Annotated in this window: 24 protein-coding genes and 2 tRNA genes; 14 read left to right on the top strand and 12 right to left on the bottom strand. The window is 66.8% G+C overall.

Going from position 1 to position 24,943, the window contains the following annotated elements; genetic code table 11:
• From A5713_RS00125 to pknB, 4 genes are all read left to right on the top strand, one after another.
• The coding region (locus tag A5713_RS00125) for an FtsW/RodA/SpoVE family cell cycle protein (RefSeq protein ID WP_197509104.1) at positions 1-421 on the top strand (421 nt) is incomplete at its 5' end.
• Positions 418-1,896, top strand: a complete 1,479-nt coding sequence (gene pbpA, locus A5713_RS00120; RefSeq protein WP_068091231.1) for a D,D-transpeptidase PbpA — start codon at positions 418-420, stop codon at positions 1,894-1,896. The genes A5713_RS00125 and pbpA, both read left to right, overlap by 4 nt.
• Positions 1,893-3,221 carry a serine/threonine-protein kinase gene (locus tag A5713_RS00115; RefSeq protein ID WP_082972687.1) on the top strand — a complete coding sequence of 443 codons (1,329 nt, stop codon included), beginning with the start codon at positions 1,893-1,895 and terminating at the stop codon, positions 3,219-3,221. The genes pbpA and A5713_RS00115 overlap by 4 nt, the downstream gene beginning before the upstream one ends.
• Positions 3,218-5,092 (top strand): Stk1 family PASTA domain-containing Ser/Thr kinase, encoded by a 1,875-nt coding sequence (gene pknB / locus A5713_RS00110; protein WP_068091227.1) that lies wholly within the window; start codon positions 3,218-3,220, stop codon positions 5,090-5,092. The genes A5713_RS00115 and pknB overlap by 4 nt, the downstream gene beginning before the upstream one ends.
• Here pknB and A5713_RS00105 read toward each other — a convergent pair.
• Together A5713_RS00105 and A5713_RS00100 are read right to left on the bottom strand one after the other, a co-directional pair.
• Entirely contained in the window at positions 5,070-5,756 is a 687-nt protein-coding gene (locus A5713_RS00105; RefSeq protein ID WP_068091224.1) for an aminodeoxychorismate/anthranilate synthase component II, read from the bottom strand. The genes pknB and A5713_RS00105 overlap by 23 nt on opposite strands.
• 26 nt (positions 5,757-5,782) lie before the next feature.
• On the bottom strand, positions 5,783-6,526 hold the full coding sequence (locus tag A5713_RS00100; protein WP_067919568.1) for a DUF881 domain-containing protein: 744 nt from the start codon (positions 6,524-6,526) through the stop codon (positions 5,783-5,785).
• 118 nt (positions 6,527-6,644) lie between these two features.
• Here A5713_RS00100 and crgA point away from each other — a divergent pair, with 118 nt between their 5' ends.
• Positions 6,645-6,926, top strand: a complete 282-nt coding sequence (gene crgA, locus A5713_RS00095; protein ID WP_055404552.1) for a cell division protein CrgA — start codon at positions 6,645-6,647, stop codon at positions 6,924-6,926.
• Between the two features lie 155 nt (positions 6,927-7,081).
• On the top strand, positions 7,082-7,507 hold the full coding sequence (locus tag A5713_RS00090) for a PH domain-containing protein (RefSeq protein ID WP_068091237.1): 426 nt from the start codon (positions 7,082-7,084) through the stop codon (positions 7,505-7,507).
• Between the two features lie 22 nt (positions 7,508-7,529).
• Here A5713_RS00090 and A5713_RS00085 read toward each other — a convergent pair whose 3' ends face one another.
• Positions 7,530-8,078 (bottom strand): peptidylprolyl isomerase, encoded by a 549-nt coding sequence (locus A5713_RS00085; protein ID WP_067919596.1) that lies wholly within the window; start codon positions 8,076-8,078, stop codon positions 7,530-7,532.
• A 128-nt stretch (positions 8,079-8,206) separates the two neighbouring features.
• On the opposite strand from A5713_RS00085, the gene cwsA reads away from it, so the two are divergent.
• Positions 8,207-8,641, top strand: coding sequence for a cell wall synthesis protein CwsA (cwsA, locus tag A5713_RS00080; protein WP_067919570.1), 435 nt, complete (start codon positions 8,207-8,209; stop codon positions 8,639-8,641).
• A gap of 4 nt (positions 8,642-8,645) precedes the next feature.
• Here the strand turns inward: cwsA and A5713_RS00075 are convergent.
• The 9 genes from A5713_RS00075 to dnaA all read right to left on the bottom strand — a co-directional run bounded on the left by A5713_RS00075 (position 8,646) and on the right by dnaA (position 19,831).
• Positions 8,646-8,718, bottom strand: a tRNA-Ala gene (locus tag A5713_RS00075).
• Positions 8,719-8,869: 151 nt separating this feature from the next.
• Positions 8,870-8,943, bottom strand: a tRNA-Ile gene (locus A5713_RS00070).
• 59 nt (positions 8,944-9,002) lie between these two features.
• The gene (locus A5713_RS00065) at positions 9,003-9,902 is read right to left on the bottom strand and encodes a DUF3566 domain-containing protein (RefSeq protein WP_068091222.1); all 900 of its coding nucleotides are present in this window, start codon (positions 9,900-9,902) and stop codon (positions 9,003-9,005) included.
• Between the two features lie 114 nt (positions 9,903-10,016).
• Positions 10,017-12,536, bottom strand: coding sequence for a DNA gyrase subunit A (gene gyrA / locus A5713_RS00060; RefSeq protein WP_068091219.1), 2,520 nt, complete (start codon positions 12,534-12,536; stop codon positions 10,017-10,019).
• A 38-nt stretch (positions 12,537-12,574) separates the two neighbouring features.
• Complete coding sequence (gene gyrB, locus A5713_RS00055) at positions 12,575-14,608, bottom strand: DNA topoisomerase (ATP-hydrolyzing) subunit B (protein WP_067919574.1); 2,034 nt, start codon at positions 14,606-14,608, stop codon at positions 12,575-12,577.
• A gap of 255 nt (positions 14,609-14,863) precedes the next feature.
• Complete coding sequence (locus A5713_RS00050) at positions 14,864-15,421, bottom strand: DUF721 family protein (RefSeq protein WP_068091216.1); 558 nt, start codon at positions 15,419-15,421, stop codon at positions 14,864-14,866.
• On the bottom strand, positions 15,418-16,575 hold the full coding sequence (gene recF, locus A5713_RS00045) for a DNA replication/repair protein RecF (RefSeq protein ID WP_068091213.1): 1,158 nt from the start codon (positions 16,573-16,575) through the stop codon (positions 15,418-15,420). Before recF ends, A5713_RS00050 begins: the two co-directional genes overlap by 4 nt.
• Entirely contained in the window at positions 16,576-17,775 is a 1,200-nt protein-coding gene (gene dnaN, locus A5713_RS00040; RefSeq protein ID WP_068091210.1) for a DNA polymerase III subunit beta, read from the bottom strand. It abuts the gene before it with no gap.
• A gap of 526 nt (positions 17,776-18,301) precedes the next feature.
• The gene (gene dnaA, locus A5713_RS00035; protein WP_068091235.1) at positions 18,302-19,831 is read right to left on the bottom strand and encodes a chromosomal replication initiator protein DnaA; all 1,530 of its coding nucleotides are present in this window, start codon (positions 19,829-19,831) and stop codon (positions 18,302-18,304) included.
• A gap of 601 nt (positions 19,832-20,432) precedes the next feature.
• Here dnaA and rpmH point away from each other — a divergent pair.
• The 7 genes from rpmH to A5713_RS00005 all read left to right on the top strand — a co-directional run bounded on the left by rpmH (position 20,433) and on the right by A5713_RS00005 (position 24,811).
• Positions 20,433-20,576: a 50S ribosomal protein L34 gene (gene rpmH, locus A5713_RS27105; RefSeq protein WP_073880743.1), complete on the top strand. Its 144-nt coding sequence runs from the start codon at positions 20,433-20,435 to the stop codon at positions 20,574-20,576.
• Positions 20,577-20,599: 23 nt separating this feature from the next.
• Entirely contained in the window at positions 20,600-20,962 is a 363-nt protein-coding gene (gene rnpA / locus A5713_RS00030) for a ribonuclease P protein component (RefSeq protein ID WP_082972686.1), read from the top strand.
• Between the two features lie 29 nt (positions 20,963-20,991).
• Positions 20,992-21,291, top strand: a complete 300-nt coding sequence (yidD, locus tag A5713_RS27100; protein WP_082972688.1) for a membrane protein insertion efficiency factor YidD — start codon at positions 20,992-20,994, stop codon at positions 21,289-21,291.
• Positions 21,275-22,384 (top strand): membrane protein insertase YidC, encoded by a 1,110-nt coding sequence (gene yidC, locus A5713_RS00020; RefSeq protein WP_102419197.1) that lies wholly within the window; start codon positions 21,275-21,277, stop codon positions 22,382-22,384. Before yidD ends, yidC begins: the two co-directional genes overlap by 17 nt.
• A 70-nt stretch (positions 22,385-22,454) precedes the next feature.
• Complete coding sequence (locus tag A5713_RS00015) at positions 22,455-23,024, top strand: R3H domain-containing nucleic acid-binding protein (protein WP_067919581.1); 570 nt, start codon at positions 22,455-22,457, stop codon at positions 23,022-23,024.
• Between the two features lie 57 nt (positions 23,025-23,081).
• Positions 23,082-23,816 (top strand): 16S rRNA (guanine(527)-N(7))-methyltransferase RsmG, encoded by a 735-nt coding sequence (rsmG, locus tag A5713_RS00010; protein WP_068091203.1) that lies wholly within the window; start codon positions 23,082-23,084, stop codon positions 23,814-23,816.
• 92 nt (positions 23,817-23,908) lie between these two features.
• The gene (locus tag A5713_RS00005) at positions 23,909-24,811 is read left to right on the top strand and encodes a ParA family protein (protein WP_082972685.1); all 903 of its coding nucleotides are present in this window, start codon (positions 23,909-23,911) and stop codon (positions 24,809-24,811) included.
• Positions 24,812-24,943: the final 132 nt, after the last annotated feature.

The raw sequence follows: 24,943 nt of genomic DNA, 5'->3' as shown, positions 1-24,943 counted from the left end.
CAACGGCCAACCCGATACCGTTCCGGCCGCGTCGACCGACTTCATCATCGCGGCCTTCGGTGAAGAGCTGGGGCTGGTCGGGTTCGCCAGCATCTTGATGCTGTACACCATCGTCATCATCCGCGGCATGCGCACCGCGATCGCGACGCGGGACAGCTTCGGCAAGCTGCTGGCCGCGGGTCTGGCGTCCACCCTGGCCATCCAGTTGTTCATCGTCGTCGGCGGCGTCACGCAACTCATCCCGCTGACCGGGCTCACCACGCCGTGGATGTCGTACGGCGGATCGTCACTGCTCGCCAACTACATACTGCTGGCCATCCTCGCTCGCATCTCCAACAGCGCGCGGCACCCCCTGCGCGGCCGTGACCGCAAGGACGCCCCGATCGCGGCGGCCAAGACCGAGGTGATCGAGAAGGTATGAACACCTCGCTGCGCCGCATCTCGCTCACGGTCATGGCGTTGATCGTGCTGTTGCTGCTCAACGCCACCATGACGCAGGTGTTCGCCGCCGACTCGCTGCGGGCCGACCCGCGCAATCAGCGGGTCCTGCTGGACGAGTATTCGCGGCAGCGCGGCCAGATCGTCGCCGGTGGCCAACTGCTGGCCTACTCGGTGGCCACCGACAGCCGGTTCCGCTTTCTGCGGGTCTATCCCAATCCCGCTGTCTACGCGCCGCTCACCGGCTTCTACTCCCTGCGCTATTCCAGCACCGGCTTGGAGCGTGCCGAGGACCCGCTGCTGAACGGGTCGGACGAGCGGCTGTTCGGGCGCCGGCTGGCCGACTTCTTCACCGGCCGCGATCCCCGCGGCGGCAACGTCGACACCACCATCCGGCCGCGGGTCCAGCAGGCCGGGTGGGATGCGATGCAGCAGGGCTGCGGCGGGCCGCCGTGCAAGGGCGCCGTCGTCGCCCTCGAGCCGTCCACCGGCAAGATCTTGGCCATGGTGTCATCGCCGTCGTATGACCCCAATCTGCTCGCGTCGCACGATCCTCAGGTGCAGGCGCAGGCGTGGCAGCGGCTGCGCGACGACCCCGACAACCCCCTGACCAACCGCGCCATCTCGGAGACCTACCCGCCCGGCTCCACCTTCAAGGTGGTCACCACCGCGGCGGCCCTGGAGGCCGGTGCGACCGATGCCGAGCAGCTGACCGCGGCGGCGTCCATCCAGCTTCCGGACAGCACCGCGACGCTGGAGAACTACGGCGGCCAGCCCTGTGGCAATGAGCTCACGGTGTCGCTCAAGCAGGCGTTCGCCTTCTCGTGCAACACGGCGTTCGTCCAGCTCGGCATCCACACCGGGTCGGATGCGCTGCGCAGTATGGCGCGCTCGTTCGGTCTGGACACCACACCGAGCGTGATCCCGCTGCAGGTCGCCGAGTCGACGGTCGGGATCATCCCGGACGCGGCCGCGCTGGGCATGTCCAGCATCGGCCAAAAGGACGTCGCGCTGACACCGCTGGAGAACGCTCAAATCGCCGCGACCATCGCGAACGACGGCATCACGATGCAGCCCTACCTGATCGACAGCCTCAAGGGCCCCGACCTGGCGAACATCAGCACCACCGTTCCCTATCAGCAGCGCCGCGCGGTGTCACCCCAGGTCGCCGCTAAGCTAACAGAGCTGATGGTCGGCGCCGAGAAGGTCGCGCAGCAGAAAGGGGCCATTTCCGGCGTGCAGATCGCATCCAAGACCGGTACCGCAGAGCATGGCACCGATCCGCGAAATACGCCGCCGCACGCGTGGTACATCGCCTTCGCGCCCGCGCAGACGCCCAAAGTCGCCGTGGCAGTGTTGGTGGAGAATGGCGGCGACCGCCTGTCCGCGACGGGAGGTGCACTCGCCGCGCCGATCGGACGGGCTGTGATCCAAGCCGCGCTACAGGGAGGACCATGAGCCCGCGAGTTGGTGTGACGCTGTCTGGCAGATACCGCCTGCAGCGCCTGATCGCCACCGGTGGCATGGGCCAAGTCTGGGAGGCCGTGGACAGCCGGCTCGGCCGGCGCGTCGCGGTCAAGGTGCTCAAGCAGGAGTTCTCCCAGGACCCGGAATTCATCGAGCGGTTCCGCGCCGAGGCGCGCACCACCGCCATGCTGAACCACCCCGGCATCGCCCAGGTCCACGACTACGGCGAGAGCCAGCTGGACGGGGAGGGCCGCACCGCCTACCTGGTGATGGAGCTGGTCAATGGCGAGCCGCTGAACTCGGTGCTCAAGCGCACCGGCCGGCTGTCGCTGCGGCACGCACTGGACATGCTCGAGCAGACCGGCCGGGCGCTGCAGGTCGCGCACGCCGCCGGCTTGGTGCACCGCGACGTCAAACCGGGCAACATCCTGATCACCCCGACCGGCCAGGTCAAGATCACCGACTTCGGTATCGCCAAGGCCGTCGACGCCGCGCCGGTCACCCAGACCGGAATGGTCATGGGCACCGCACAGTACATCGCCCCCGAACAGGCCCTCGGGCACGACGCGACCCCCGCCAGCGACGTGTACTCGCTGGGTGTCGTCGGCTACGAGGTCGTGTCGGGCAAGCGGCCCTTCACCGGTGACGGCGCCCTGACGGTGGCGATGAAGCACATCAAGGAGCCGCCGCCCCCGCTGCCCGCAGAACTGCCGTCCAACGTGCGGGAGCTCATCGAGATCACGCTGGTCAAGAATCCGGCGATGCGCTACCGCAGCGGCGGCCCCTTCGCCGACGCCGTGGCGGCCGTGCGGGCCGGCCGGCGCCCGCCGCGCCCCAGCCAGTCGCCGCCCCCCGGGCGCGCGTCGCCGGCGGCCATCCCGTCCAGCCCGACGACCAGGGCGGCCGCCGTCACCAGCACTCGGGCCCCGGCCCCACGCCGATCCCGGCCGGCCACCGGCGGTCACCGCCCACCACCGGCGCGGCGCACCTTCTCCTCGGGTCAGCGCGCGTTGCTGTGGGCCGCCGGGGTGCTGGGAGCGTTGGCGATCATCATCGCGGTGCTCATCGTCATCAATTCCCGCGCGGACACCCAGCAGCAGCCGCCGCCCCCGACGGTCACCGACACCGGCGGGCCGCCGGCGCCGCCGGCGAGCAAGACCCCGAGCGGTTCCGCGCCGGGCCCCGCGCTGCGGCTCAATTGGACGGATCGCGCGGCGATAGGTAATCCTGGACTGCAACGAGGGCCGGCCGAGCGCGGGTGGGGTGAACGACCGAAGCCCAGCGTCTCACCGGCCCGACACGAGATAACACGATGACCACCCCTCAGCACCTGTCTGACCGTTATGAACTGGGCGAAATCCTCGGATTCGGGGGTATGTCCGAGGTTCACCTGGCCCGCGACGTCCGGCTCCACCGCGATGTCGCGGTCAAAGTGCTCCGCGCCGACCTGGCCCGTGATCCCAGCTTCTATCTGCGGTTCCGCCGCGAGGCGCAGAACGCCGCGGCGCTCAATCACCCGTCGATCGTGGCGGTGTACGACACCGGCGAGGCGGAAACCCCGACGGGTCCGCTGCCCTACATCGTCATGGAGTACGTCGACGGCGTCACCCTGCGCGACATCGTGCACACCGACGGCCCGCTGCCCCCGCGGCGGGCCATCGAGATCATCGCCGACGCGTGCCAGGCGCTGAACTTCAGCCACCAGAACGGCATCATCCACCGCGATGTCAAGCCGGCGAACATCATGATCAGCAACACCAATGCGGTCAAGGTGATGGACTTCGGCATCGCCCGCGCGATCGCCGACAGCGGCAACAGCGTCACGCAGACGGCGGCGGTGATCGGGACGGCCCAGTACCTGTCGCCCGAGCAGGCCCGCGGCGACACCGTCGACGCCCGCTCCGACGTCTATTCGCTGGGTTGCGTGCTCTATGAAATCCTCACGGGCGAGCCGCCTTTCACCGGTGACTCCCCGGTCGCGGTCGCGTACCAGCACGTGCGCGAGGACCCGATTCCACCGTCGCGGCGGCACGAGGGCATCTCCGCCGACCTCGACGCTGTCGTGCTCAAGGCGCTGGCCAAGAATCCGGACAACCGCTACCAGACGGCCGCCGAGATGCGCGCCGACCTGGTGCGGGTGCACAACGGCGAAACCCCCGAAGCGCCCAAGGTGCTCACCGACGCCGACCGCTCCTCGCTGCTCGCCGCGGGCGGAAACCTGCCCGGCCCCCGCACCGATCCGCTCCCGCGGCAACCCCTCCGTCGCATCGAGGACCGCAACGGCGGCTCGGTCGGTCGCTGGATCGTCGCGGTCGCGGCGCTGGCGGTGCTGACGATCGTCGTCGTCATCGCCTTCAACACCTTCGGCGGCACCACCCGCGACGTCCAGGTGCCCGACATGCGGGGCCAGGTGTCCGCCGACGCCATTGCGGCGCTGCAGAACCGCGGCTTCAAGACGCGCACGCTGCAAAAGCCCGATTCGACGATCCCGCCCGACCACGTCATCAGCACGGATCCGGGCGCCAACGCGTCGGTGAGCGCGGGCGACGAGATCACCCTCAACGTTTCGACCGGTCCCGAACAGCGCGAGGTGCCCGACGTCTCCTCGCTGAGCTACTCCGACGCGGTCAGCAAGCTCAAAGCGGCCGGGTTCGGCAAGTTCAAGCAGGCCAATTCCCCGTCGAGCCCGGAGCTGCTCGGCAAGGTGATCGGCACCAACCCTCCGGCCAACCAGACGTCGGCGATCACCAACGTGATCACCGTGATCGTCGGCTCGGGCCCGGAGACGAAACAGGTGCCCGACGTCGCGGGCCAGACCGTCGACGTCGCGCAGAAGAATCTCACGGTCTACGGCTTCACCAAGATCACCCAGGCGCAGGTGGACAGCACCCGCCCGGCGGGCGAGGTCATCGGCACCAACCCGCCCAAGGGCCAGACGGTTCCGGTGGATTCGGTGATCGAGTTGCAGGTGTCCAAGGGCAACCAGTTCACGATGCCCGACCTGAGCGGCATGTTCTGGACGGACGCCGAGCCGCGGTTACGGGCGCTGGGCTGGACCGGGGTGCTGGACAAGGGCCCCGACGTGGACGCGGGTGGCTCCCAGTCCCACCGAGTGGTGTATCAGAACCCGCCGGCCGGCACCGGGTGTAACCGCGACGGCATCATCACGCTGAAGTTCGGCCAGTAGCGGCCGGGTCGGCCGGGAAGTAGGGCTGCACGGCCGCGCGGACCTCGTTCTCGAGCCGGCGGACCAGCGTGTCGTTGCGGCCCCAGCCGCAGTACGCCAGCCAGTTCGCCAGCATCCGGTGTCCGCCCTCGGTCAGGATCGACTCCGGGTGGAACTGCACGCCGTGAATGGGCAACTCGCTGTGCCGCACGCCCATGATGACGCCGCCGCGGGTGCGCGCCGTCACCTCCAGCACCGGGGGCAGTGACTCCGGCAGTATGGTCAGCGAGTGATAGCGGGTCGCCGTGAATGGATCCGGAAGCCCTTGCAGCACACCGGCATTGGTGTGGAACACGCTGCTGGTCTTGCCGTGCAGCAGCTCGGGTGCGCGGTCCACGGTCGCGCCGAAGGCCACGCCGATGGCTTGGTGTCCCAGGCAGACCCCGAGTAGCGGGGTGCGCTCGGCGGCACACGCACCCACCAGAGCGATGGAAGCGCCCGCGCGTTCCGGCGTTCCCGGCCCGGGGCTGAGCAGCACACCGTCGAACCCCCTGGCGACGGCGGACTCGTCGGAAAGCCTGGCATCGTCGTTGCGCCACACCTCGGCCTCGACGCCCAGCTGGCCCAGGTACTGCACCAGGTTGAACACGAAGCTGTCGTAGTTGTCGACGACCAGGATCCGCACCGTCCCAGGTTACCGTCCGCGGAAACTCAGTAGCCGATGGTTCCCATGGGCTGGGCGAAATGCAGCCGGTCCGGCTCGGTGTGGCCGGCGACCTGGACGTCGGGCTTGACCTCTTCGCGGTAGCCCAGCCCGAACCGGACCACGTACTGGCGGTACAGGACGACCAGGGGAGCGGCGGCCAGAGCGGCTTGCATCGCGGCCGCGTTGCCGATCGCGGTGATCGTGTAGGGCGGACTGTAGGTGCGCCCGTTGAGCAGCAGGGTGTTGCCGACGCACCGCGGCACCGAGGTGGCGATGATGCGCTGGTCCTGCATCTGGATCGCCTCGGCGCCGGCGCTCCACATCGCATTGAGGACGGCCTCGATGTCCTGCTGGTGCACGACCAGGTCGTCGGGGGACGCATCGCGCGGGAACCGGCCGTTGGCGTCGCGTGGGGCGTCCTCCAGGGTGACCACCAGGCCCGGCCCGTGCACCGGATTCATGCCCGCCTCGACTGCCAGCTCGGCCGAGCGTCGCAGCATCGCCGCCAGCGCGCGATCCGAGGACCGTCCGTGCGCGGCGTCGATCTTGCCCGACAGCTCGTCGCGCTGGGCGTTGAGATGGTTCACCGACGACTGGGCCTCGCGGACCAGGTCCACCAACCGGGGGGCGTCGCTGCGGCGGATCTCGGCGCCGCCGGACACCCCGTGGGTGGCGGCCAGCAGCAGCCCGGCCAACAGGCACACCACCGGGACGCCGAAGCGCCACGGTGACCGCCGTCCGTCGCTCATCGGGTCTCCAATTTCCTGGTCACCGCGCCGAGTGGGTTAGTCTCGTAGCCAAGCTGTGCGTGCAGCTGCGGTCTTCATCGTTGCACCCCGTCCCGCTCACCGTCTTGTTGAGGTAATCATGCCCAAGTCCAAGGTCCGCAAGAAGAACGACTTCACCGTCAGCTCGGTCAGTCGCACGCCGGTGAAGGTGAAGGTCGGGCCGTCGAGTGTGTGGTTCGTGGCCCTGTTCGTCGGTCTCATGCTGATCGGCCTGGTCTGGCTGATGGTGTTTCAGTTAGCGGCCGTCGGCAGCCAAGCGCCCACCGCCCTTAACTGGATGGCGCAACTGGGGCCGTGGAACTACGCCATCGCGTTCGCTTTCATGATCACCGGTTTGTTGCTGACGATGCGGTGGCACTGAGCACGAGACGCGCCGGAATGAATTCATTTTTGAGTTGCTCCGTTACTGCGCCAGCAACATTCCGACCACCCAATCACACGCGTGTGATTTATCCCCACTGTTGATAGCGTCTGTGGATAACTCCATCGCCCGTGGTAGGAGGGGCTGAGGAGCGCGTGCAGCAAACGCAATGGCAGCCGCACGCGGCAGGAATCGCTGGTTGCGGGGTCGCCGGCGTTTTGATGGCTATCGCGAGTGTGACCGTAGTCACAGACCCGCCCGGGCGGGTTTTGGCGGGGATTGCCGCGGCTGGTCTGATCTTGTTTGCGGGCGCGACGTGGCGCGCGCGGCCGAAGCTGGCAATTACCGCCGACGGCCTGGTGCTCCGCGGATGGTTCCGGACGCAGGTATTACGGGCGAGCGACATCAAGATCATCCGGATCACCGAGTTCCGCCGCTACGGACGCAAAGTCCGGCTCCTCGAGGTCGAGAACGCCGACGACGGGCTGGTGCTGTTCTCCCGATGGGATCTGGGGACGGATCCGCTGGAGGTGCTCGACGCACTGACGGCGGCCGGTTACGCGGGCCCTCGCCCGCGCTGACCGGACCGCCGTAGGGCGGGGCCTAGGAGATCGTGATCGACTCGATGACGACCGGCTCGGTGGGGCGGTCGTTGGCGTCGGTGGCCGTCGTCGAGATCGCCTCGACGACGCGCTGCGACTCCGGGTCCGTCACTTCACCGAAGATGGTGTGGCGGCGATTGAGGTGGGGCGTCTTGCCCACGGTGATGAAGAACTGGGAGCCGTTGGTGCCCGGACCCGCGTTCGCCATCGCCAGCAGGTACGGCTTGTCGAATTGCAGCTCGGGGTGGAACTCGTCGGCGAACTTGTAACCGGGGCCGCCGCGGCCGGTTCCGGTCGGGTCGCCGCCCTGGATCATGAAGCCCTGAATCACCCGGTGAAAGACCGCGCCGTCGTAGAACGGACCGGAGGACCCGCCCGATGCGTTCTGGGTCGAGTACTCCTTGGTGCCCTGCGCCAGGCCGACGAAGTTCGCGACGGTCTTGGGCGCGTGGTTTCCGAACAGGGCGACTTTGATGTCGCCGCGGTTGGTGTGCAGCGTGGCGGTAGCGGTCTGAAAGGGGCTGTTGGTCACGGCATGAGAGTCTGCCATTACGCGCGGGCCCGCCTGCACCCGGTGTCGCTCCAGCCGGGCTGCCACCGAAACCGCGTCGCGCACAGAAGGGTTCCGCCGGTGTCCCTATGCTGGCAGTCTGTTCAGCACGCACAGAAAGGCGGCAGATGAGCGCGAAGGCGGATTCCCGGCTGACCCCGCGGGAGCGACTGACCCGCGGGCTGACCTACTCGACCCTGGGGCCGGTGGACGTGACACGCGGCGTCGTCGGCCTGGGTGTCCAGTCGGCGCAGTCGACCGCATCGCAGATTCGTCGCAAATACCAAGACGGGCGCCTCGCCAAGGAACTCGCGGCCGCGCAAGAGACGCTGGCCCAGGAGTTGGCGGCCGCACAGGAGGTGGTGGCGGGGCTGCCGCAGGCGCTTCAGGACGCGCGGCGCGCTCAGCGCCGGACCAGACGACCGTTGATCTTCGCCGGGGTCGCGGTCGCGGTCCTCGCCGGCGGCGCCGTCGCGTTCAGCATTGTGCGGCGCCAGGTGCGGGAGAAGCCCCAGGAGCCGCAGTCTCGGCCCCCCAGCGTCGACGTGCAGCCCCGCCCGTGATTTGTGGAGCCTAGGGGAATCGAACCCCTGACACCCGCCTTGCAAAGGCGGTGCTCTACCAACTGAGCTAAGGCCCCTCGATGTGATCGGGTGGCTGACCGGATGTGTCGTCCACCGCCACGTGCCAGACCTCGACCCCGCGTCGGTACCGCGCCACCGCCGCCACCACAGCGATCACCGTGATTGGCAGGGCGAGTCTTACGCAACGTCGTGACGGGCACATGGTTGTGGGCCTAGGAGGACTCGAACCTCCGACCTCTTCGTTATCAGCGAAGCGCTCTAACCGCCTGAGCTATAGGCCCGTACACGCGTACGGCCGAGCGACGAGATTACCGCACTCGCCGCCCCACCCCCAAAAATGCTAGTCGCGGTCGGCCAACGTCACTTCGACGCCGCCGATCAAGTCGGTGCTCAGGTTGTAGACGAAGGCGCCGATCGTGGCCATCGCGGTCAGCAACACGATGTTGACCAAGCCGATCAGCACGGCGCCGCCGAAGATGGTGCCGCTGGACACCAGTTCGCCGCTGCTGCCGCTGGTGTTGTTCAACAGGTCACCGACGTTGCTGTTCAGCTTCGACCACACACCCATGCCCCCGAGCACCAGGTACAGGAACGCCACGGCGATCATCCAGACGAAGAACAGGGCGACCGAGAGCAGCAGGGACACCTTCAGCGTGCTCCACGGATCGATCCGGCGGATCTGCATGCTGGCGCGCACCGGGCCGCGCGGTCGCCGGGACACCTGGGTGCGGCTTTCGCGCCCCTCGCGGTTTTCGGGGGCCGACGAACGGCCAGGGCCCTGCTGGCCCGACGGCTCGCCGGTTCGGTCGGGGGGCGTCTTGCGCTGCGGGCCCCGCGGGGTCGGGCCGGAAAGGTCCGGCAACTCGCTGGCGTAGGCCTCCGCGGGCGGCCCGTCGGCGCGGCCCGCGGGAGCGTCCGTGTCGTGAGGCGGGATCTTGCCCTGTGGGGGCGCGCCGGCGCCCGGCGCCGCGGTGCCGGAGATGAACCGGTTGAGCCGGGCCTCGACTCCCGTCGGCGGTGCAGACGGCCGCGCCTCGGTGGGGGGCTCGTTCTGGCGCTGGGGTGCCTGCGGGGGCCGGGCCCCGCCACGCTGCTGCCACGGCGGTGAATCACCGGCGTCCGCGGCCCGGCCGGCCTGTGCTGGCGGAGTCGCGCGGTGTATACCGGCGCGCTCGGCCGAACCATCCCCATTAAGGCCGTCGCCCTTTTTGGGGGCGCCCGGCTCGTTCGGTGAGGTCACCCCGACTCCTTACATCTCCTACCAGGGCCGCGCGGGCGAAGGCAGTCGCATTTTGTCTGGTCGGGCCGAGTCTAATTGCCCGGCTGTGGCCCGGACCGCCCGGATTGTCACCGATCAGCCGTCGGACTCTGTGTCGCCTTCCGCTTCCTCGACGACTTCGTCCGCGTTTTCCTCGGCGTTGCGCGCGATGGCCAGCAGCGTGTTGTCCTCGCCCAGGTTCATCAACCGCACGCCCTTGGTCTGTCGTCCGGCCTTGCGGACCTGGCGCGCGGCGGTGCGAATCACGCCGCCTCCGGAGGTGATGGCGTAGAGCTCGCTGTCGTCGTCGACGATCAGTGCGCCCACCAGCTTGCCGCGCCGACGGTCATACATCACGGTGAGCACGCCCTTGCCGCCGCGCCCCTGCACCGGGTACTCCTCGATCGCGGTGCGCTTGGCGTAGCCACCCGACGTCGCCACCAAAAGGTACGTACCTTCACGAATCACGTTGAGCGACAACAGATAATCGTCGGTGTTGAACCGCATGCCCTGCACGCCGGAGGTGGCGCGCCCCATCGGGCGCAGTGCCTCATCGGTCGCCGAGAACCGGATCGATTGACCGTTGGCCGACACCAGCAGCAGGTCGTCATCCGACGAGCACAGCACCGCGCCGACGAGCTCGTCGCTGTCGCGCAGGTTGATCGCCACGATCCCGCCCGACCGGTTGGAGTCGAAGTCGGTCAGCTTGGTCTTCTTGACCAGGCCGTTGCGGGTCGCCAGCACCAGGTACGGGGCGTCCTCGTAGCCGCGGATCTGGATGACCTGGGCGATGCGCTCCTCGGGCTGGAAGGCCAGAAGGTTGGCGACGTGCTGGCCGCGCGCCGTCCGGGACGCCTCGGGCAGTTCGTACGCCTTGGCGCGATAGACCCGGCCCTGCGTGGTGAAGAACAAGATCCAGTCGTGCGTGGAGCTGACGAAGAAGTGTCGCACGATGTCGTCCTGCTTGAGGCCGGCGCCCTGCACGCCCTTGCCGCCGCGTTTCTGGCTGCGGTAGAGGTCGGACTTGGTTCGCTTGGCATAGCCGGTCTCAGTGATGGTGACGACGACCTCTTCGCGGGCGATCAGGTCCTCGTCGTTGACGTCACCGTCGGCCGCGATGATCCGGGTACGACGGTCGTCGCCGTGCTTGTCAACGATCTCGGCGAGCTCGTCGTGAACGATCGCGCGCTGCCGTTCCGGCTTGGCCAGGATGTCTTCCAGGTCGGCGATCTCGGCTTCGATCTTGGCCAGGTCGTCGATGATGCGCTGGCGCTCCAGGGCCGCCAGCCGCCGCAGCTGCATATCGAGGATGGCCTGGGCCTGGATCTCGTCGATATCGAGCAGCTCGATCAGCCCGGCCCGGGCGATATCGACGGTTTCCGACGCCCGGATCAGGGCGATGACTTCGTCGAGCGCGTCGAGCGCCTTGACCAGGCCGCGCAGGATGTGGGCGCGTTCGTTGGCCTTGCGCAGCCGGTAGGTGGTGCGCCGGACGATGACGTCGAGCTGGTGCGCGACGTAGTAGCGGATCATCTGGTCGAGCCGCAACGTGCGCGGCACCCCGTCGACGATCGACAACATATTCGCGCCGAAGCTGGTCTGCAGCTGGGTGTGCTTGTAGAGGTTGTTCAGCACCACCTTGGCCACCGCGTCGCGCTTGATTTCGACGACGATGCGCAGGCCGACCCGATCGCTGGATTGGTCCTCGATGTTGGCGATGCCGGTAAGCCGGCCGTCGCGGACCTGCTCGGCGATCGAGGTGATGAAGTTGTCGTGGTTGACCTGATAGGGCAACTCGGTGATGACGATCGAGGTGCGGCCCCGCGAATCTTCTTCTATCTCAACGACTCCGCGCATCCGGATCGATCCGCGACCGGTGGTGTAGGCATCGTGGATGCCCTGCGACCCGACGATCAGACCGTGGGTGGGGAAGTCGGGGCCCTTGACCCGCTCGCAGACTGCGGCCAGGGTGGCTTCTTCATCGGCCTCGTGGTTGTCCAGGCACCAGTAGACGGCTTCGGCCAACTCGCGCAGGTTGTGCGGTGGGATGTTGGTCGCCATGCCGACCGCGATGCCGCCGGAGCCATTCGCCAACAGGTTGGGGAACCGGCTGGGCAGCACCGTCGGCTCCTGCACCCGACCGTCATAGTTTGGAATGAAATCGACTGTCTCCTCGTCGATTTCACGCAGCATCTCCATGGCCAGCGGGGTCAGCCGCGCCTCGGTGTATCTCATCGCGGCCGGCGGGTCGTTGCCCGGGGAACCGAAGTTGCCCTGGCCGTCGACCAGGGGGTACCGCAGTGACCACGGCTGGGCCATGCGCACCAAGGTGTCGTAGATGGACGCGTCACCGTGAGGGTGATAGTTGCCCATCGTCTCAGCGACCGAGCGGGCCGACTTGGCGTGGCTGCGGTCCGGGCGGAAGCCCGAGTCGTACATGGCATACAACACGCGGCGGTGCACCGGTTTGAGGCCGTCGCGGACCTCGGGCAATGCGCGCCCGACGATCACGCTCATCGCATAGTCGATGTAGCTGCGCTGCATCTCCTGCTGGATGTCAACAGGTTCGATGCGGTCGCCGGCCTCGTCGCCCGGTGGCAGCGTGGTGTCAGTCATCTAGTCCCCTTTGTGGGTTGGCGTGCCCGACGAGTCGGTCAGACATCCAGGAAGCGAACGTCTTTGGCGTTGCGGGTGATAAAGCTGCGGCGGGCATCGACGTCTTCGCCCATCAGGATGGAGAACAACTCGTCGGCGGCCGCGGCGTCGTCGAGCGTGACTTGACGCAGCACCCGCACCGACGGGTCCATCGTGGTTTCCCACAACTCTTTGGCGTCCATCTCGCCCAGACCCTTGTACCGCTGAATGCCGTCCTCTTTGTTGATCTTCTTGCCCGACTTGAGCCCCGCCTCGAGTAGGCCGTCGCGCTCACGGTCGGAGTAGGCGAACTCCGGATCGGTGCGCTGCCACTTCAACTTGTACAGCGGCGGCTGCGCCAAGAACACGTGTCCGTTCTCGATCAATGGCCGCATGAACCGGAACAACAGGGTCAGCAGCAGCGTCGAGATGTGCTGGCCGTCCACGTCGGCGTCGGCCATCAGCACGATCTTGTGGTAGCGCAGCTTGGTGAGGTCGAATTCGTCGTGAATCCCGGTACCCAGCGCGGTGATGATCGCCTGGACTTCGGTGTTCTTCAGCACCCGGTCGATGCGGGCCTTCTCGACGTTGATGATCTTGCCGCGCAACGGGAGGATCGCCTGGAACATAGAATCGCGACCGCTTTTCGCCGAGCCGCCGGCCGAATCACCCTCCACCACATACAGTTCCGACTTGCGCGGGTCAGTGGAGCGGCAGTCGGCCAGCTTCCCGGGCAGCCCGCCTAAGTCGGTGGCGCTCTTGCGGCGAACCAGTTCGCGCGCCTTGCGCGCCGCAATCCGGGCCTGTGCGGACGAAACTGCCTTGTTCACAACGGTTTTCGCCTCAGACGGGTTGGCCTCGAACCAGTGCGTCAGCTGTTCGTTGCACACCCTCTGCACGAACGACTTGACCTCGGTGTTGCCCAGTTTGGTCTTGGTCTGGCCCTCGAACTGCGGCTCGGCCACCTTGACCGAGATGACCGCAGCCAAGCCTTCCCGGATGTCGTCGCCGGTGAGGTTGGGATCCTTCTCCTTGAGCAGCTTCTTGTCTTTGGCGTATTTGTTCACCACCGAGGTCAGCGCGCTGCGGAAGCCCTCTTCGTGGGTTCCGCCCTCGTGCGTGTTGATGGTGTTCGCGAACGTGTGCACCGACTCCGAGTAGCCGCCGTTCCACTGCATGGCGATCTCGACTTCGTGGCCCGGGCCCTTTCCGTCGAAGTCGATCACGCTCTGCTGGATCGGGCTCTTGGTGCGGTTGATGTGCTTGACGAAGTCGACCAGCCCACCCGGGTAGTGGAACGTGCGGTGCTTGACCTTGTGCGGCGCAGTCGATTCCGCCGCCTTCTCCTCGGCGGACTTGGGCGCCTCCGCGGTGTCGCTCACCACCTCATCGACGACCTCGTCCTGCTCGACTCGTTCGTCGGTAAGGTTGATCGTGAGGCCCTTGTTCAGGAACGCCATCTCCTGCAGACGCCGCGCCACGGTCTCGAAGTCGTACTGGGTGGTTTCGAAGATCTCCGGATCGGCCCAGAACCGGATGGTGGTCCCTGTCTTCTTCGTCGCCTCGCCCTGCTTGAGGGTGCCGGGCACGGCGCGGTCGTAATACTGAAACCACTCGTGCCCGTCGCGCTTGATGTTGACTTCCAGGCGGGTGGAGAGCGCGTTGACCACCGACACCCCGACCCCGTGCAGCCCGCCGCTGACGGTGTAGCCGCTGTTCTCGCCGCCGAACTTGCCGCCGGCGTGCAGCTGGGTCATCACCACGTCGACGGTGGGGGCACCGGTGGCGTGCATCGCCACTGGAATGCCGCGCCCGTCGTCGGCGACCTCCACACTGCCGTCGTCGAGGAGCCGCACGTCAACCCGGGTGGCGTAGCCGGCCATCGCCTCATCCACCGAGTTGTCGACCACCTCCCAGATGAGGTGGTGCAGACCACGCTCACCGGTGGACCCGATGTACATGCCGGGGCGTTTGCGGACCGCTTCCAGCCCTTCGAGCACGGTGATCGCTGAAGCGCCGTATTCGTCTTGCGCCTTCTTCTTCTGGGCAGCCACGGTCGGAATGCTCTCCTTGGGGTTTCATGCGGGCGGTTCCAGTCACCGCGTCAGTCGCATTCCGTCAGTCTACCGTGATGGGCCGTCCGTACCGATTCTCCGGGCGCGTTTCTACCCAGCTAACTGCGCCGTGCGGGCAATTTCTCTATTCCCGCCGCGTCCCGACGTGCGTCCAGGCGGTTCATGTCGTCCTAGCGGCTTTGAGCGGCCTGTTGATAAAGGCCGGTCTGGGGATCGTTGGTGCCGGTCGACGACCTACCCGTAAGTGTCGCGGGGGCCTCGGCCGGGGATATGACGCGGACCCTTGCGCCACGACGGCGCGGCCGGCCCGGTGATCTTGAGCGACGTCACCACGCCGTTGCCGACCGCCGCGGCGATCTTCGCCAGCAGTTGTGCCTGGATCATCCGCAACTGGGTGGCCCACGCCGTCGATTCGGCCGCCACGCTCAGCACACCGTCGCTCAACGCGGTCGGTGTCGCATGGTCGGCGATCTGCGCCCCCACCACCGTGGACCAGTTGCCCAGCACCGTGCCTTCGGCGACCTGCGCCGACCAACCGCGCTTCTTGGCCAAGTCACGCGCCAGCCTGCCCAGCGGCTGGGGATCACGGGCGTCGGGCCCCGGGCCCGACCAGCTGCGCCGCTGGCCCGCCACCCGCCGGGTGGCCGATGGCACCGACCGCCCACGGCCCGCGTCCTTTCCCTGGGCGCGCGCCGCCGCGCGCGCCTCCTCGAGCGTGCGCCGGACCAGGTCCATCCCACGCGCCAAAGCCGGGTCCGCCGCCCCGGCTGATTGTTGTTCGTCGCCCGTCATGACCGCACCGCCGAGACGCGCCCCAGGTCGTCGTCCCGCAATTCGATGTCCACCTGCCTGGCGGACCAGCCCGCCGGGATGTCTTCTGCCACCGCCGCGGTGACCAAAACCTGTTCCGCCGACTCCGCGACCGTCGCCAACGCCTGCCGCCGCGCGGCGTCGAGTTCGGCGAACACGTCATCCAACAACAACACGGGTTCACTCCCGTCGGCCCGCAAGAGCTCGTACGACGCCAGCCGCAACGCCACCGCGAATGACCATGATTCCCCATGGCTGGCAAAGCCTTTCGCGGGTTGCTCACCCAACCACAGTTCAAGGTCGTCACGATGCGGGCCCACCAGGCACATACCGCGTTCCAGTTCGGCGTCGCGGCGTTCGGCCAGCGCGGACAGCATCGCGGCCTCAAGAAATTCGCGAGAATTGGCGCCCTCGTCTACCTCCGCCGGCGCGCCCAGACTGGTCCGGTAGGCGATCGACGCCGGCCGGGACGCCGGTGCCAGCAGCTGATAGGCCTTCTCCACCTCGGGTGCCAACTGGTTGACCAGGTCGATGCGCGCCGCCATCAACTCGGCCCCGTATTCGGCCAACCGGCTGTCCCACACATCGAGGGTGTCCAGGGCGCTTCTGTCACCGCGATGCCGTATCCCGGAGGCGGATTTCAACAGGGCGGTGCGTTGCCGCAGAACTTTCTCGTAATCGGTACGCACCGCGGCCACCGCGGGCCGCCGCACCGTGGCCAAGTCATCGAGATACCGGCGCCGTTCCGCGGGATCCCCGCGCACCAACGCCAAGTCTTCCGGGGCGAAAAGCACGGCGCGCAAAACACCGATCACCTCACGCGTGCTGCGCACCGGTGACCGGTTCAACCGGGCCTTGTTCGCTCGCCCCGCGGCGATCTCCAGATCGATCGCACATTCCCTGCCCTCGTTCACCACGATTGTCGAGACCACAGCCCGGTCGGCCCCCGTCCGGATCAGTGGTGTGTCCGTGCCTACCCGATGGGATCCCAAGGTCGTCGAAAACCAGAGTGCCTCAATGAGATTCGTTTTACCGAACCCGTTGGAACCGACGAACACCGTCCGGCCCGGCTCCAATTCGAGGTCGGCGTGCGCCCAGGACCGAAAATCGCGCAGTCCCAAATGCCGGACGTACACCTATCCGGGCAACCGAACTGGCATCAACAGGTAGACGTAATCCGTCGGCAGGGCCGCGAAGGGGCCGTTCCCGCTGGGCGAACTGTCGTCACCGGACGCCGGCCGCAGCAGTGCCGGTTTGCCCGGGGTGGTGAAACCGAACGACACCCGCTCCGAATGGACCGCCGCGAGCCCGTCGGTCAGATACGTCGGGTTGAACGCGATCGTCAACGGCTCGCCGACGAAATCGACGGCAAGGTCTTCCTCGGCCCGGCCGACGTCGTCGGCACCCGCGGACAACCGCAGCGAGCCCTCGGAGAATTCCATCCGCACCTGTGCACCGCGATCGGCCACCAACGCCACCAACTTGATCGCCTCCGTCAGCTCGGCCACGTTGATGGTGGCCACCGCCGTGTGCTCGGCCGGCAAGAGTTGCCGAAACTTCGGGAACTCCGCATCCAGAAGGCGCGTCGTGCTCCGTTTCCCGTTGCCGCTGATCCCGAGCAGCCCGTCCTTGCCCACGCCGCTGCCGGCGCCCAGCGACAACCGAACCTCGGAACCGTCGGCGCCCGCCCTGGCGGCCTCGGCCAACGTTTTCGCGGGTACCAAGACCGCCGCTTCGATGTCGGGCGACGATGCCGACCAGGTCAGCTCGCGCACCGCCAGCCGGAACCGATCGGTGGCCGCCAAAACCACCGTGTTACCGGAGATCTCGACCCGAATCCCGGTCAACATCGGCAATGTGTCGTCCCGGCCGGCGGCGACGGCCACCTGGCTGATGGCTTCAGCGAAGAGATCGGCGGGCAGCGACCCGGTCTCCTCCGGTAGCGCCGGCAGCGTCGGATAATCCTCGACCGCCATGGTCGGGAGCGAGAATCTGGCGCTGCCGCAGTTCAGCGCGACCCGATTACCGTCGACGTAGAAGTCGACCGGCTTGTTGGGCAACGCCCGGGTGATGTCGGACAACAACCGGCCCGATACCAAAACGCTTCCGGGAGAAGCTATTTCGGCTGCAACCTGCGCTTCGGCGGAAACCTCGTAGTCGAACCCGGAGATCGTCAGCCCTTCGTCGGTGCCGGATAACAGCACTCCCGACAGCACCGGCACCGCCGGCCGAGTCGGCAGATTCTTCGCCACCCACGAGACCGCATCCGCGAAGGACTCCCGCACCAAACGAAACTTCAAGTCGCTGAAGCCAGCTCTCGTCGTCGCCGCGTCCATAGCGTCCCTTCACCTACCGAGCGTTCAAAAGTCCAGTGGCTAGCTTCCCCCCGCTAGCACGGGGTTCCGCCGCGAACGCCACTGACACGTCATGCCAACAACGACCGCAACGGCAGTCGAAGAACAACCGTAGATCGTCGGAGGCCATCTTGAAAGCTAATCGCTAAGCCCGACAAGGCGGGTTATCGGCGGGCGCGGAACCTGACGTCCCCAAAGCTGTATTTCAAAGAAGAAACGACGAAGAGATCTCAGTACTAGTAATAAGCGCTGTGCATTCTGGGGACAGCTGTGGCTCGGTCCAGCTAGGGCCGCGATCGGGCTGTGGATGACAAGGTGCACAACTGTGGGTCGGGTGTTGGGTGGTTGGGGACGAAGCGCGGTTGTGCACGCAGCGCCGGTTACTACACGGCTGTTTCATTGCGTTGTGCACAGTCCTGCGCACAAGCTCTGACTGTGGCGCGTGTGACAGGCGTGCGAGAAGTTTTTTGAAATTACTTGCCGGGCCGGGGCTCAGAGGAGCCTGGCGTCAGCGCTTGGAGCGCTGGCGGATGCGAGTGGTGAGCTCCTTGACGTGATCGAAGACCTCACGTCGCTCTGCCATCTCGGACAAAATCTTGCGTTGGGCATACATGACGGTGGTGTGGTCACGCCCGAATGCCTGCCCGATTTTGGGCAACGACAGGTCGGTGAGCTCGCGACACAGGTACATGGCGATCTGGCGGGACTGCGCGAGCGCCCGCGTCTTACCGGGGCCGCGCAGTTCTTCCACGGTGGTATCGAAGTACTCGGCCGTGGCCGCCATGATGGTGGCCGCGCTGATCTGCATGGTGCTCGCGTCGGCGATGAGGTCACGTAGCACGATCTCGGCCAGGGCCTTGTCGATCGGAGTCTTGTTCAACGAGGCGAACGCGGTCACCCGGATCAGGGCACCCTCGAGTTCGCGGATGTTGCGTTCGATGCTGCTGGCGATGAGTTCCAACACGTCGTCGGGGACCGCCAGGCGTTCCATCTGCGCCTTCTTGCGCAAGATCGCGATCCGGGTCTCGAGCTCGGGCGGCTGGACGTCGGTGATCAAGCCCCATTCGAACCGGGTGCGCAACCGGTCTTCGAGCGTGGCCAGCTGCTTGGGGGGCCGGTCGGAGGAGATGACGATCTGCTTGTTGGCGTTATGCAGCGTATTGAAGGTGTGGAAGAACTCCTCCTGAATACCTTCCTTGCCCTCGATGAACTGAATGTCGTCCACCAGCAACACGTCGACATCGCGATAGCTGCGCTTGAAGGCGACCTTGCGGTCGTCGCGCAGCGAGTTGATGAAGTCGTTGGTGAATTCCTCGGTGGAGACGTACTTGACGCGCATGCCCGGGAAGAGTCGTTGCGCGTAGTTGCCGGCGGCGTGCAACAGGTGGGTCTTGCCCAGACCGGATTCGCCCCAGATGAACAGCGGGTTGTAGGCGCGCGCCGGCGCTTCGGCGATGGCCAGGGCCGCGGCGTGCGCGAAACGGTTGGACGCCCCGATGACGAACGTGTCGAAGGTGTAGCGCCGGTTGAGGCTGGTGCCTCCGGCGACGGCCGGGTCCGCGGGATGCGGGCGCTCGGTGAAGTAGTTCGGCCAACTTTGCGGACTGTCGGCGGCTTCACCGCCCTCGTCGGCGTCGTCGGTCTCACCGGTGTCGTCGTCGGGAATCGGCGCTTCGGTTTGCAGGAACGGGTCGGCTTGCGCAAGCACAACGTCGTCGGTGTTGTCGTCGGGCGGCGCGATGCGCACCCCGAGTTGGATCTGTTGTCCGAGCCGGCGGCTGAGGGCGTCGGTGATGGGCGTGCGCAGATGACGTTCGATCTCGTTTTGAACGAAACTGCTGGGCACCGACAACAGCGCGAACCCCTCGACGATGGTCAACGGCTGGACGAGGTTGAGCCAGGCTCGCTGCTGGGGGGTGAGGGGAGTGATGAGGGTGGTGCGGTTGGCGGCGAGCCCGTCCGGGACGGATTCACCGTTGAGCTCGGACACGACCGCGTTCCACACGGTGGTGAAACTTGAACCGGGGTCATCGGTCAACGACGCATCCCCCTGGTTCTCGAGCATCCCGGGTCGAAGTACAACCACGCTTGGCGACAAAGCAACTGTCCACATAGTTATACACAGGTGTGGACAGGATGAGCGTATGCGAACCACAACCTACCGGCGACGGCTCGCGATCTCCGTGCTGGAAGAAAACCATGAAGGCCGTCTAGGCAGCTAGTCGATCCACCATCCTCGCATCGTTGTCAAACGTCGTCGCAGTCTAAAACGACACTGGCAGAAGCTAACAGTTTTCCGTGCGGCTGCCAACCGTTCTGCTGCATTCCAATCGGGTTGTTTAGGGTCCGGTGGGCCTGGTTTGACTCGACGCCGATGTGATGCCCGACGGGGGCCGGGCGGCCGCTGCGATGTTTTGCGCCGGGATCGAGCGGGTGCGTTGGGGCAGGCGAGGTTTGACCAGGCGAAGCGCGGTCAGTACCCTCAAACAGTCGCCCGAAAGTCGGCGATGCGGCTGCGACCCAGGTCCGCCTGGGGACCGCGCCGGCCAGCAGCAAGCAAGATTACCTCCGACCGGCCTGCAGACGAGCGAGCGCGTGGCCGGCCGGATGGAAATGCGAGACACAACGAGGAGAACGTCGTGGCCAAGGGCAAGCGGACCTTCCAGCCGAACAACCGGCGCCGAGCCCGCGTGCACGGCTTCCGGCTGCGCATGCGTACCCGCGCCGGACGCTCGATTGTGTCGAGCCGGCGCCGTAAGGGTCGCCGCGCGCTATCTGCCTGATCGCAACGCCGGGTTTTTCCGCGGTGCTTTCCGCACGCAACCGCATGAGGCGGTCAACGGAGTTTGACGCGACGGTGAAGCGCGGAAGTCGCGCGGCGCAGCCCGATGTCATCGTGCATCTCCGGCATGCGGACGACGACGAGGGAGCAACCGGTCCCCGCGTCGGACTGATCGTCGGGAAGTCCGTGGGTTCGGCCGTCGAACGCCACCGGGTGTCGCGTCGGCTCCGCCATGTGGCGCGATCCGTTCTGGGTGAGCTCCACGATTGTGACCGGATGGTGATCCGGGCGTTGCCCGGGAGCCGGACCGCATCGTCGGCGCGGTTGGAGCAGGAGCTGCGCCGGGGATTACGCCGCGCGCTCGAGTCGGCGGGACGGGAGCGGTGAGCGCGCGGCTCGTCCAGTCGGTGGGCGCGATGGCCGTGCGCGGCGCGGTTTACGTGATCCAGCTGTACCGGCACATGGTCTCGCCATTGCGGCCGGCGACATGTCGTTTCGTCCCGACGTGCAGCCAGTATGCGGTCGAGGCGCTGACCGAGTACGGCTTGTTGCGGGGGAGTTGGTTGGCTGTGGTCAGGCTCGCCAAGTGCGGACCATGGCATGCGGGCGGATGGGATCCGATACCGGAACGCCCGGGATGCCAAGTGAACTTCGAAGATGCCAGCGACGCGTGGGCCAGCCCGGCGGCGCGAGGGGAGAGTGGAACTCTTGTTTGATTTCTTTAGCCTCGACTTCGTCTATTACCCGGTGTCGTGGATCATGTGGGCCTGGTACAAGCTGTTCGCTTCGATGTTGGGTCCGTCGAACTTCTTCGCGTGGGCCCTCGCGGTGATGTTCCTCGTCTTCAGCCTGCGGGCGTTGTTGTACAAGCCCTTCGTGCGGCAGATCCGGACCACCCGCCAAATGCAGGAACTGCAACCGCAAATCAAGGCGCTGCAGAAGAAGTACGGCAAGGACCGCCAACGGATGGCGCTGGAGATGCAGAAGCTGCAACGCGAGCACGGGTTCAACCCGATCCTCGGGTGCCTGCCGATGCTCGCGCAGATCCCGGTGTTCCTCGGCTTGTATCACGTGTTGCGGTCGTTCAACCGAACCACGGGCGGCTTCGGGCAGCCCCACTTGTCGGTCGCCCAGAACCGCCTCACCGGGAACTACGTCTTCAGCCCGACCGACGTCGGGCACTTCCTGGACGCCAACCTGTTCGGCGCACCGATCGGCGCATTCATGACGCAACGCACCGGGTTGGACGCCTTCACGCACTTCAGCCGGCCCGCGGTCATCGCGGTCGGGGCACCGGTGATGATCCTGGCCGGCATAGCGACGTACTTCAACAGCCGGGCATCGGTGGCGCGGCAGAGCCCGGAAGCCGCCGCGAATCCGCAGACGGCGATGATGAATAAGCTCGCGCTGTACGTGTTTCCGCTCGGTGTCGTCGTCGGCGGCCCGTTCCTTCCGCTGGCGATCATCCTGTACTGGTTCGCGAACAACATTTGGACGTTCGGCCAGCAGCACTACGTGTTCGGGATGATCGAAAAAGAAGACGAGGCCAAGAAGCAGGAAGCGCTGCAGCGACGCGCGGCCAATGCACCGGCGCCGGGGGCCAAACCGAAGCGCAACCCCAAGGCTGGGCAGCCCGGTGGGAACGGATCGGCAACGGCCGGGGAGGGGGAGGCCGAGTCGGACGCCCCCGATGGGGAGGCACCGGCAGGCAGGCCCCAGGCGGCGAAGCCGGATGCAGGCGGCCAAGACGGTGGGGCGGTGAACCGCACCCCGCGGCCGGGGGCGCGCCCCAAGAAACGTAAACGCTGACAACGGAGACATAGCCGGACCGGGCGGTGCGACCCGGTTGGCGGGACCCGCGGATGAGGGAGAGAAAGACATGACCGACGCAGACACCACCACCGAACGTGACGTGGACACCGAGCTGGACGCAGAGCGGCCGTCCGAGAGTGGCGCAGAGGCGGACGCCGACGAGTTCGACGACCAGGAAGAGCGCTTGGTGGCCGAGGGCGAAATCGCCGGCGACTACTTGGAGGAGCTGCTGGACCTGCTGGACTTCGACGGCGACATCGATCTGGACGTCGAGGGCAACCGGGCGGTGGTGAGCATCGACGGCAGCAACGACTTGAACAAGTTGGTAGGGCGCGGCGGCGAGGTGCTCGACGCGCTACAGGAGCTGACCCGACTGGCAGTCCACCAGAAGACCGGTGTGCGGAGCCGCCTGATGCTCGACATCGCGAGCTGGCGTCGGCGGCGCCGCGACGAGCTGGCGGCCCTGGGTGACAAGGTGGCGCGACGGGTGTTGGAGTCCGGCGAGCGTGAGGAGCTGGCGCCGATGACGCCGTTCGAGCGCAAGATCGTCCACGACGCGGTCGCTGCGGTGCCTGGTGTGCACAGCGAAAGCGAGGGCGTGGAGCCCGCGCGGCGGGTCGTCGTGCTGCACGACTAGCGAGTTACAGCGGTGTAGTTCCCACGCCGAGGCCAGTGTGCGTCAGGCGAGCGAAGGATGTTTCACGTGAAACATGGCGGGCCCGGCGATCCTCCAGCTGGCGCGCCGGCGTCTCCGGACCCCGCCATGCCGGAAGCCGCCGCGACGATCTTCGGTCCGAGAACCGACCTCGCGTGCCGGTACGGGGAGTTGTTGGCCGGGCCTGGGGTGGAACGTGGACTGCTCGGTCCGCGCGAAGTGGGTCGTATCTGGGACCGGCATCTCCTCAACAGCGCGGCGGTGGCCGAGCTGCTGGATGAGGGGGAGCGGGTGATCGACATCGGGAGCGGCGCCGGGTTGCCCGGCATCCCGTTGGCCCTCGCGCGACCCGACCTCGAGATGGTGCTCCTCGAACCGCTGCTGCGCCGCAGCGAATTTCTCAGCGAGGTCGTCGACCAACTAGGGTTAGCCGTCGAAGTGGTCCGCGGCCGTGCCGAGGAACTGTGGGTACGTCACCAGTTCGGGGAAAGGGATGCGGCGGTGTCGCGAGCGGTTGCGTCGTTGGACAAGTTGACGAAGTGGAGCATGCCATTGCTTCGGCCGGGCGGGCGCATGCTGGCGATCAAAGGCGAGCGCGGCCGCGAGGAAGTTGAACAGTACCGGCGTGTGATGGCAGCATCGGGCGCCGTTGATGCCAGGGTGGTGACATGTGGCGCGACCTATTTGCGTCCCCCCGCAACCGTAGTTATAGCCCGACGCGGAAAGCAGCCGCGCCACCAGCCGGCACGGACCGGGAAGGCCGGGAACCAATGACGAGTCCGGGAGATCAGCCGAGCGCGCCGGCGTCGACTTCGACCGCGGCGCACATCCCGTCGCCCGGCGCACCCGACGCCGCACCGCCACCTATGCCGATCGTCGATCCCGCAGCGAATGTTTCACGTGAAACAGCGGACGAATTCGATACGCCGATCGGCGCCGCGGCGGAACGGGCGATGCGGGTTTTGCACACCACCTATCCGCCCCTGCGTCGGCCGAGGCACCGCCGGGTGCTGACGGTGGCCAATCAGAAGGGCGGCGTCGGCAAGACCACCACCGCGGTGAACCTCGCCGCCGCCCTCGCGCTTCAGGGACTCAAGACGTTGGTCATCGACCTCGACCCACAGGGCAACGCGAGCACGGCGCTCGGAATCACCGACCGGCAGTCGGGCACGCCCTCGTCGTACGAAGTCCTCATCGGCGAGGTCGCGGTCAAGGACGCGCTGCGGCGCAGCCCGCACAACGAACGCCTGTTCTGCGTCCCGGCCACCATCGACTTGGCGGGCGCCGAGATCGAATTGGTGAGCATGGTCGCCCGTGAAAACCGGTTGCGGACCGCCCTGGCCGACCTCGACGACCTCGACTTCGATTACGTCTTCATCGACTGCCCACCGTCTTTGGGGTTGCTGACGATCAACGCACTCGTCGCCGCGCCGGAGGTGATGATCCCGATCCAGTGCGAGTATTACGCGCTCGAGGGCGTGTCACAGCTGATGCGCAACATCGAGATGGTCAAGGCGCACCTCAATCCGCGGCTCGACGTGACCACCGTCATCCTCACCATGTACGACGGCCGGACCAAGCTCGCCGACCAGGTGGCCGAAGAGGTGCGCCGATACTTCGGAACCAAGGTGCTGCGGACGGTGATCCCACGCAGCGTCAAGGTCTCCGAGGCACCCGGGTACAGCATGACGATCATCGATTACGACCCCGGTTCGCGCGGGGCGATGAGCTACCTCGACGCGAGTCGCGAACTCGCCGAACGTGATTGACCACCATCCGTGAAGGGACGACCATGACGCAGCCGTTACGCAAGAAGGGCGGCCTCGGCCGGGGCCAGGTCCGGTCCCGGTCCGCCGATCAAGACGTCCGCTGCGGCGTCGCCCATCCGCGGACCGAGGGTC

Origin of the sequence: Mycobacterium sp. E2497 (genome assembly GCF_001668695.1) — a bacterium.
Taxonomy (GTDB): Bacteria; Actinomycetota; Actinomycetes; order Mycobacteriales; family Mycobacteriaceae; genus Mycobacterium.
The sequence above is the reverse complement of the archived record's forward strand: the minus strand, read 5'-3'. Positions and strand labels throughout refer to the sequence as shown.

Bases quoted from the DNA above. Each gene is read 5' to 3' on its own strand.
- gyrA (WP_068091219.1), bottom strand. From the start codon at position 12,536: ATGACTGACACCACGCTGCCACCGGGCGACGAGGCCGGCGACCGCATC.
- pknB (WP_068091227.1), top strand. From the start codon at position 3,218: ATGACCACCCCTCAGCACCTGTCTGACCGTTATGAACTGGGCGAAATC.
- cwsA (WP_067919570.1), top strand. From the start codon at position 8,207: ATGAGCGCGAAGGCGGATTCCCGGCTGACCCCGCGGGAGCGACTGACC.
- yidD (WP_082972688.1), top strand. From the start codon at position 20,992: ATGGCCGTGCGCGGCGCGGTTTACGTGATCCAGCTGTACCGGCACATG.
- A5713_RS00085 (WP_067919596.1), bottom strand. From the start codon at position 8,078: ATGGCAGACTCTCATGCCGTGACCAACAGCCCCTTTCAGACCGCTACC.
- A5713_RS00100 (WP_067919568.1), bottom strand. From the start codon at position 6,526: ATGAGCGACGGACGGCGGTCACCGTGGCGCTTCGGCGTCCCGGTGGTG.
- A5713_RS00115 (WP_082972687.1), top strand. From the start codon at position 1,893: ATGAGCCCGCGAGTTGGTGTGACGCTGTCTGGCAGATACCGCCTGCAG.
- crgA (WP_055404552.1), top strand. From the start codon at position 6,645: ATGCCCAAGTCCAAGGTCCGCAAGAAGAACGACTTCACCGTCAGCTCG.
- dnaN (WP_068091210.1), bottom strand. From the start codon at position 17,775: ATGGACGCGGCGACGACGAGAGCTGGCTTCAGCGACTTGAAGTTTCGT.
- A5713_RS00005 (WP_082972685.1), top strand. From the start codon at position 23,909: ATGCCGATCGTCGATCCCGCAGCGAATGTTTCACGTGAAACAGCGGAC.
- pbpA (WP_068091231.1), top strand. From the start codon at position 418: ATGAACACCTCGCTGCGCCGCATCTCGCTCACGGTCATGGCGTTGATC.
- A5713_RS00015 (WP_067919581.1), top strand. From the start codon at position 22,455: ATGACCGACGCAGACACCACCACCGAACGTGACGTGGACACCGAGCTG.
- rsmG (WP_068091203.1), top strand. From the start codon at position 23,082: ATGTTTCACGTGAAACATGGCGGGCCCGGCGATCCTCCAGCTGGCGCG.
- A5713_RS00050 (WP_068091216.1), bottom strand. From the start codon at position 15,421: ATGACGGGCGACGAACAACAATCAGCCGGGGCGGCGGACCCGGCTTTG.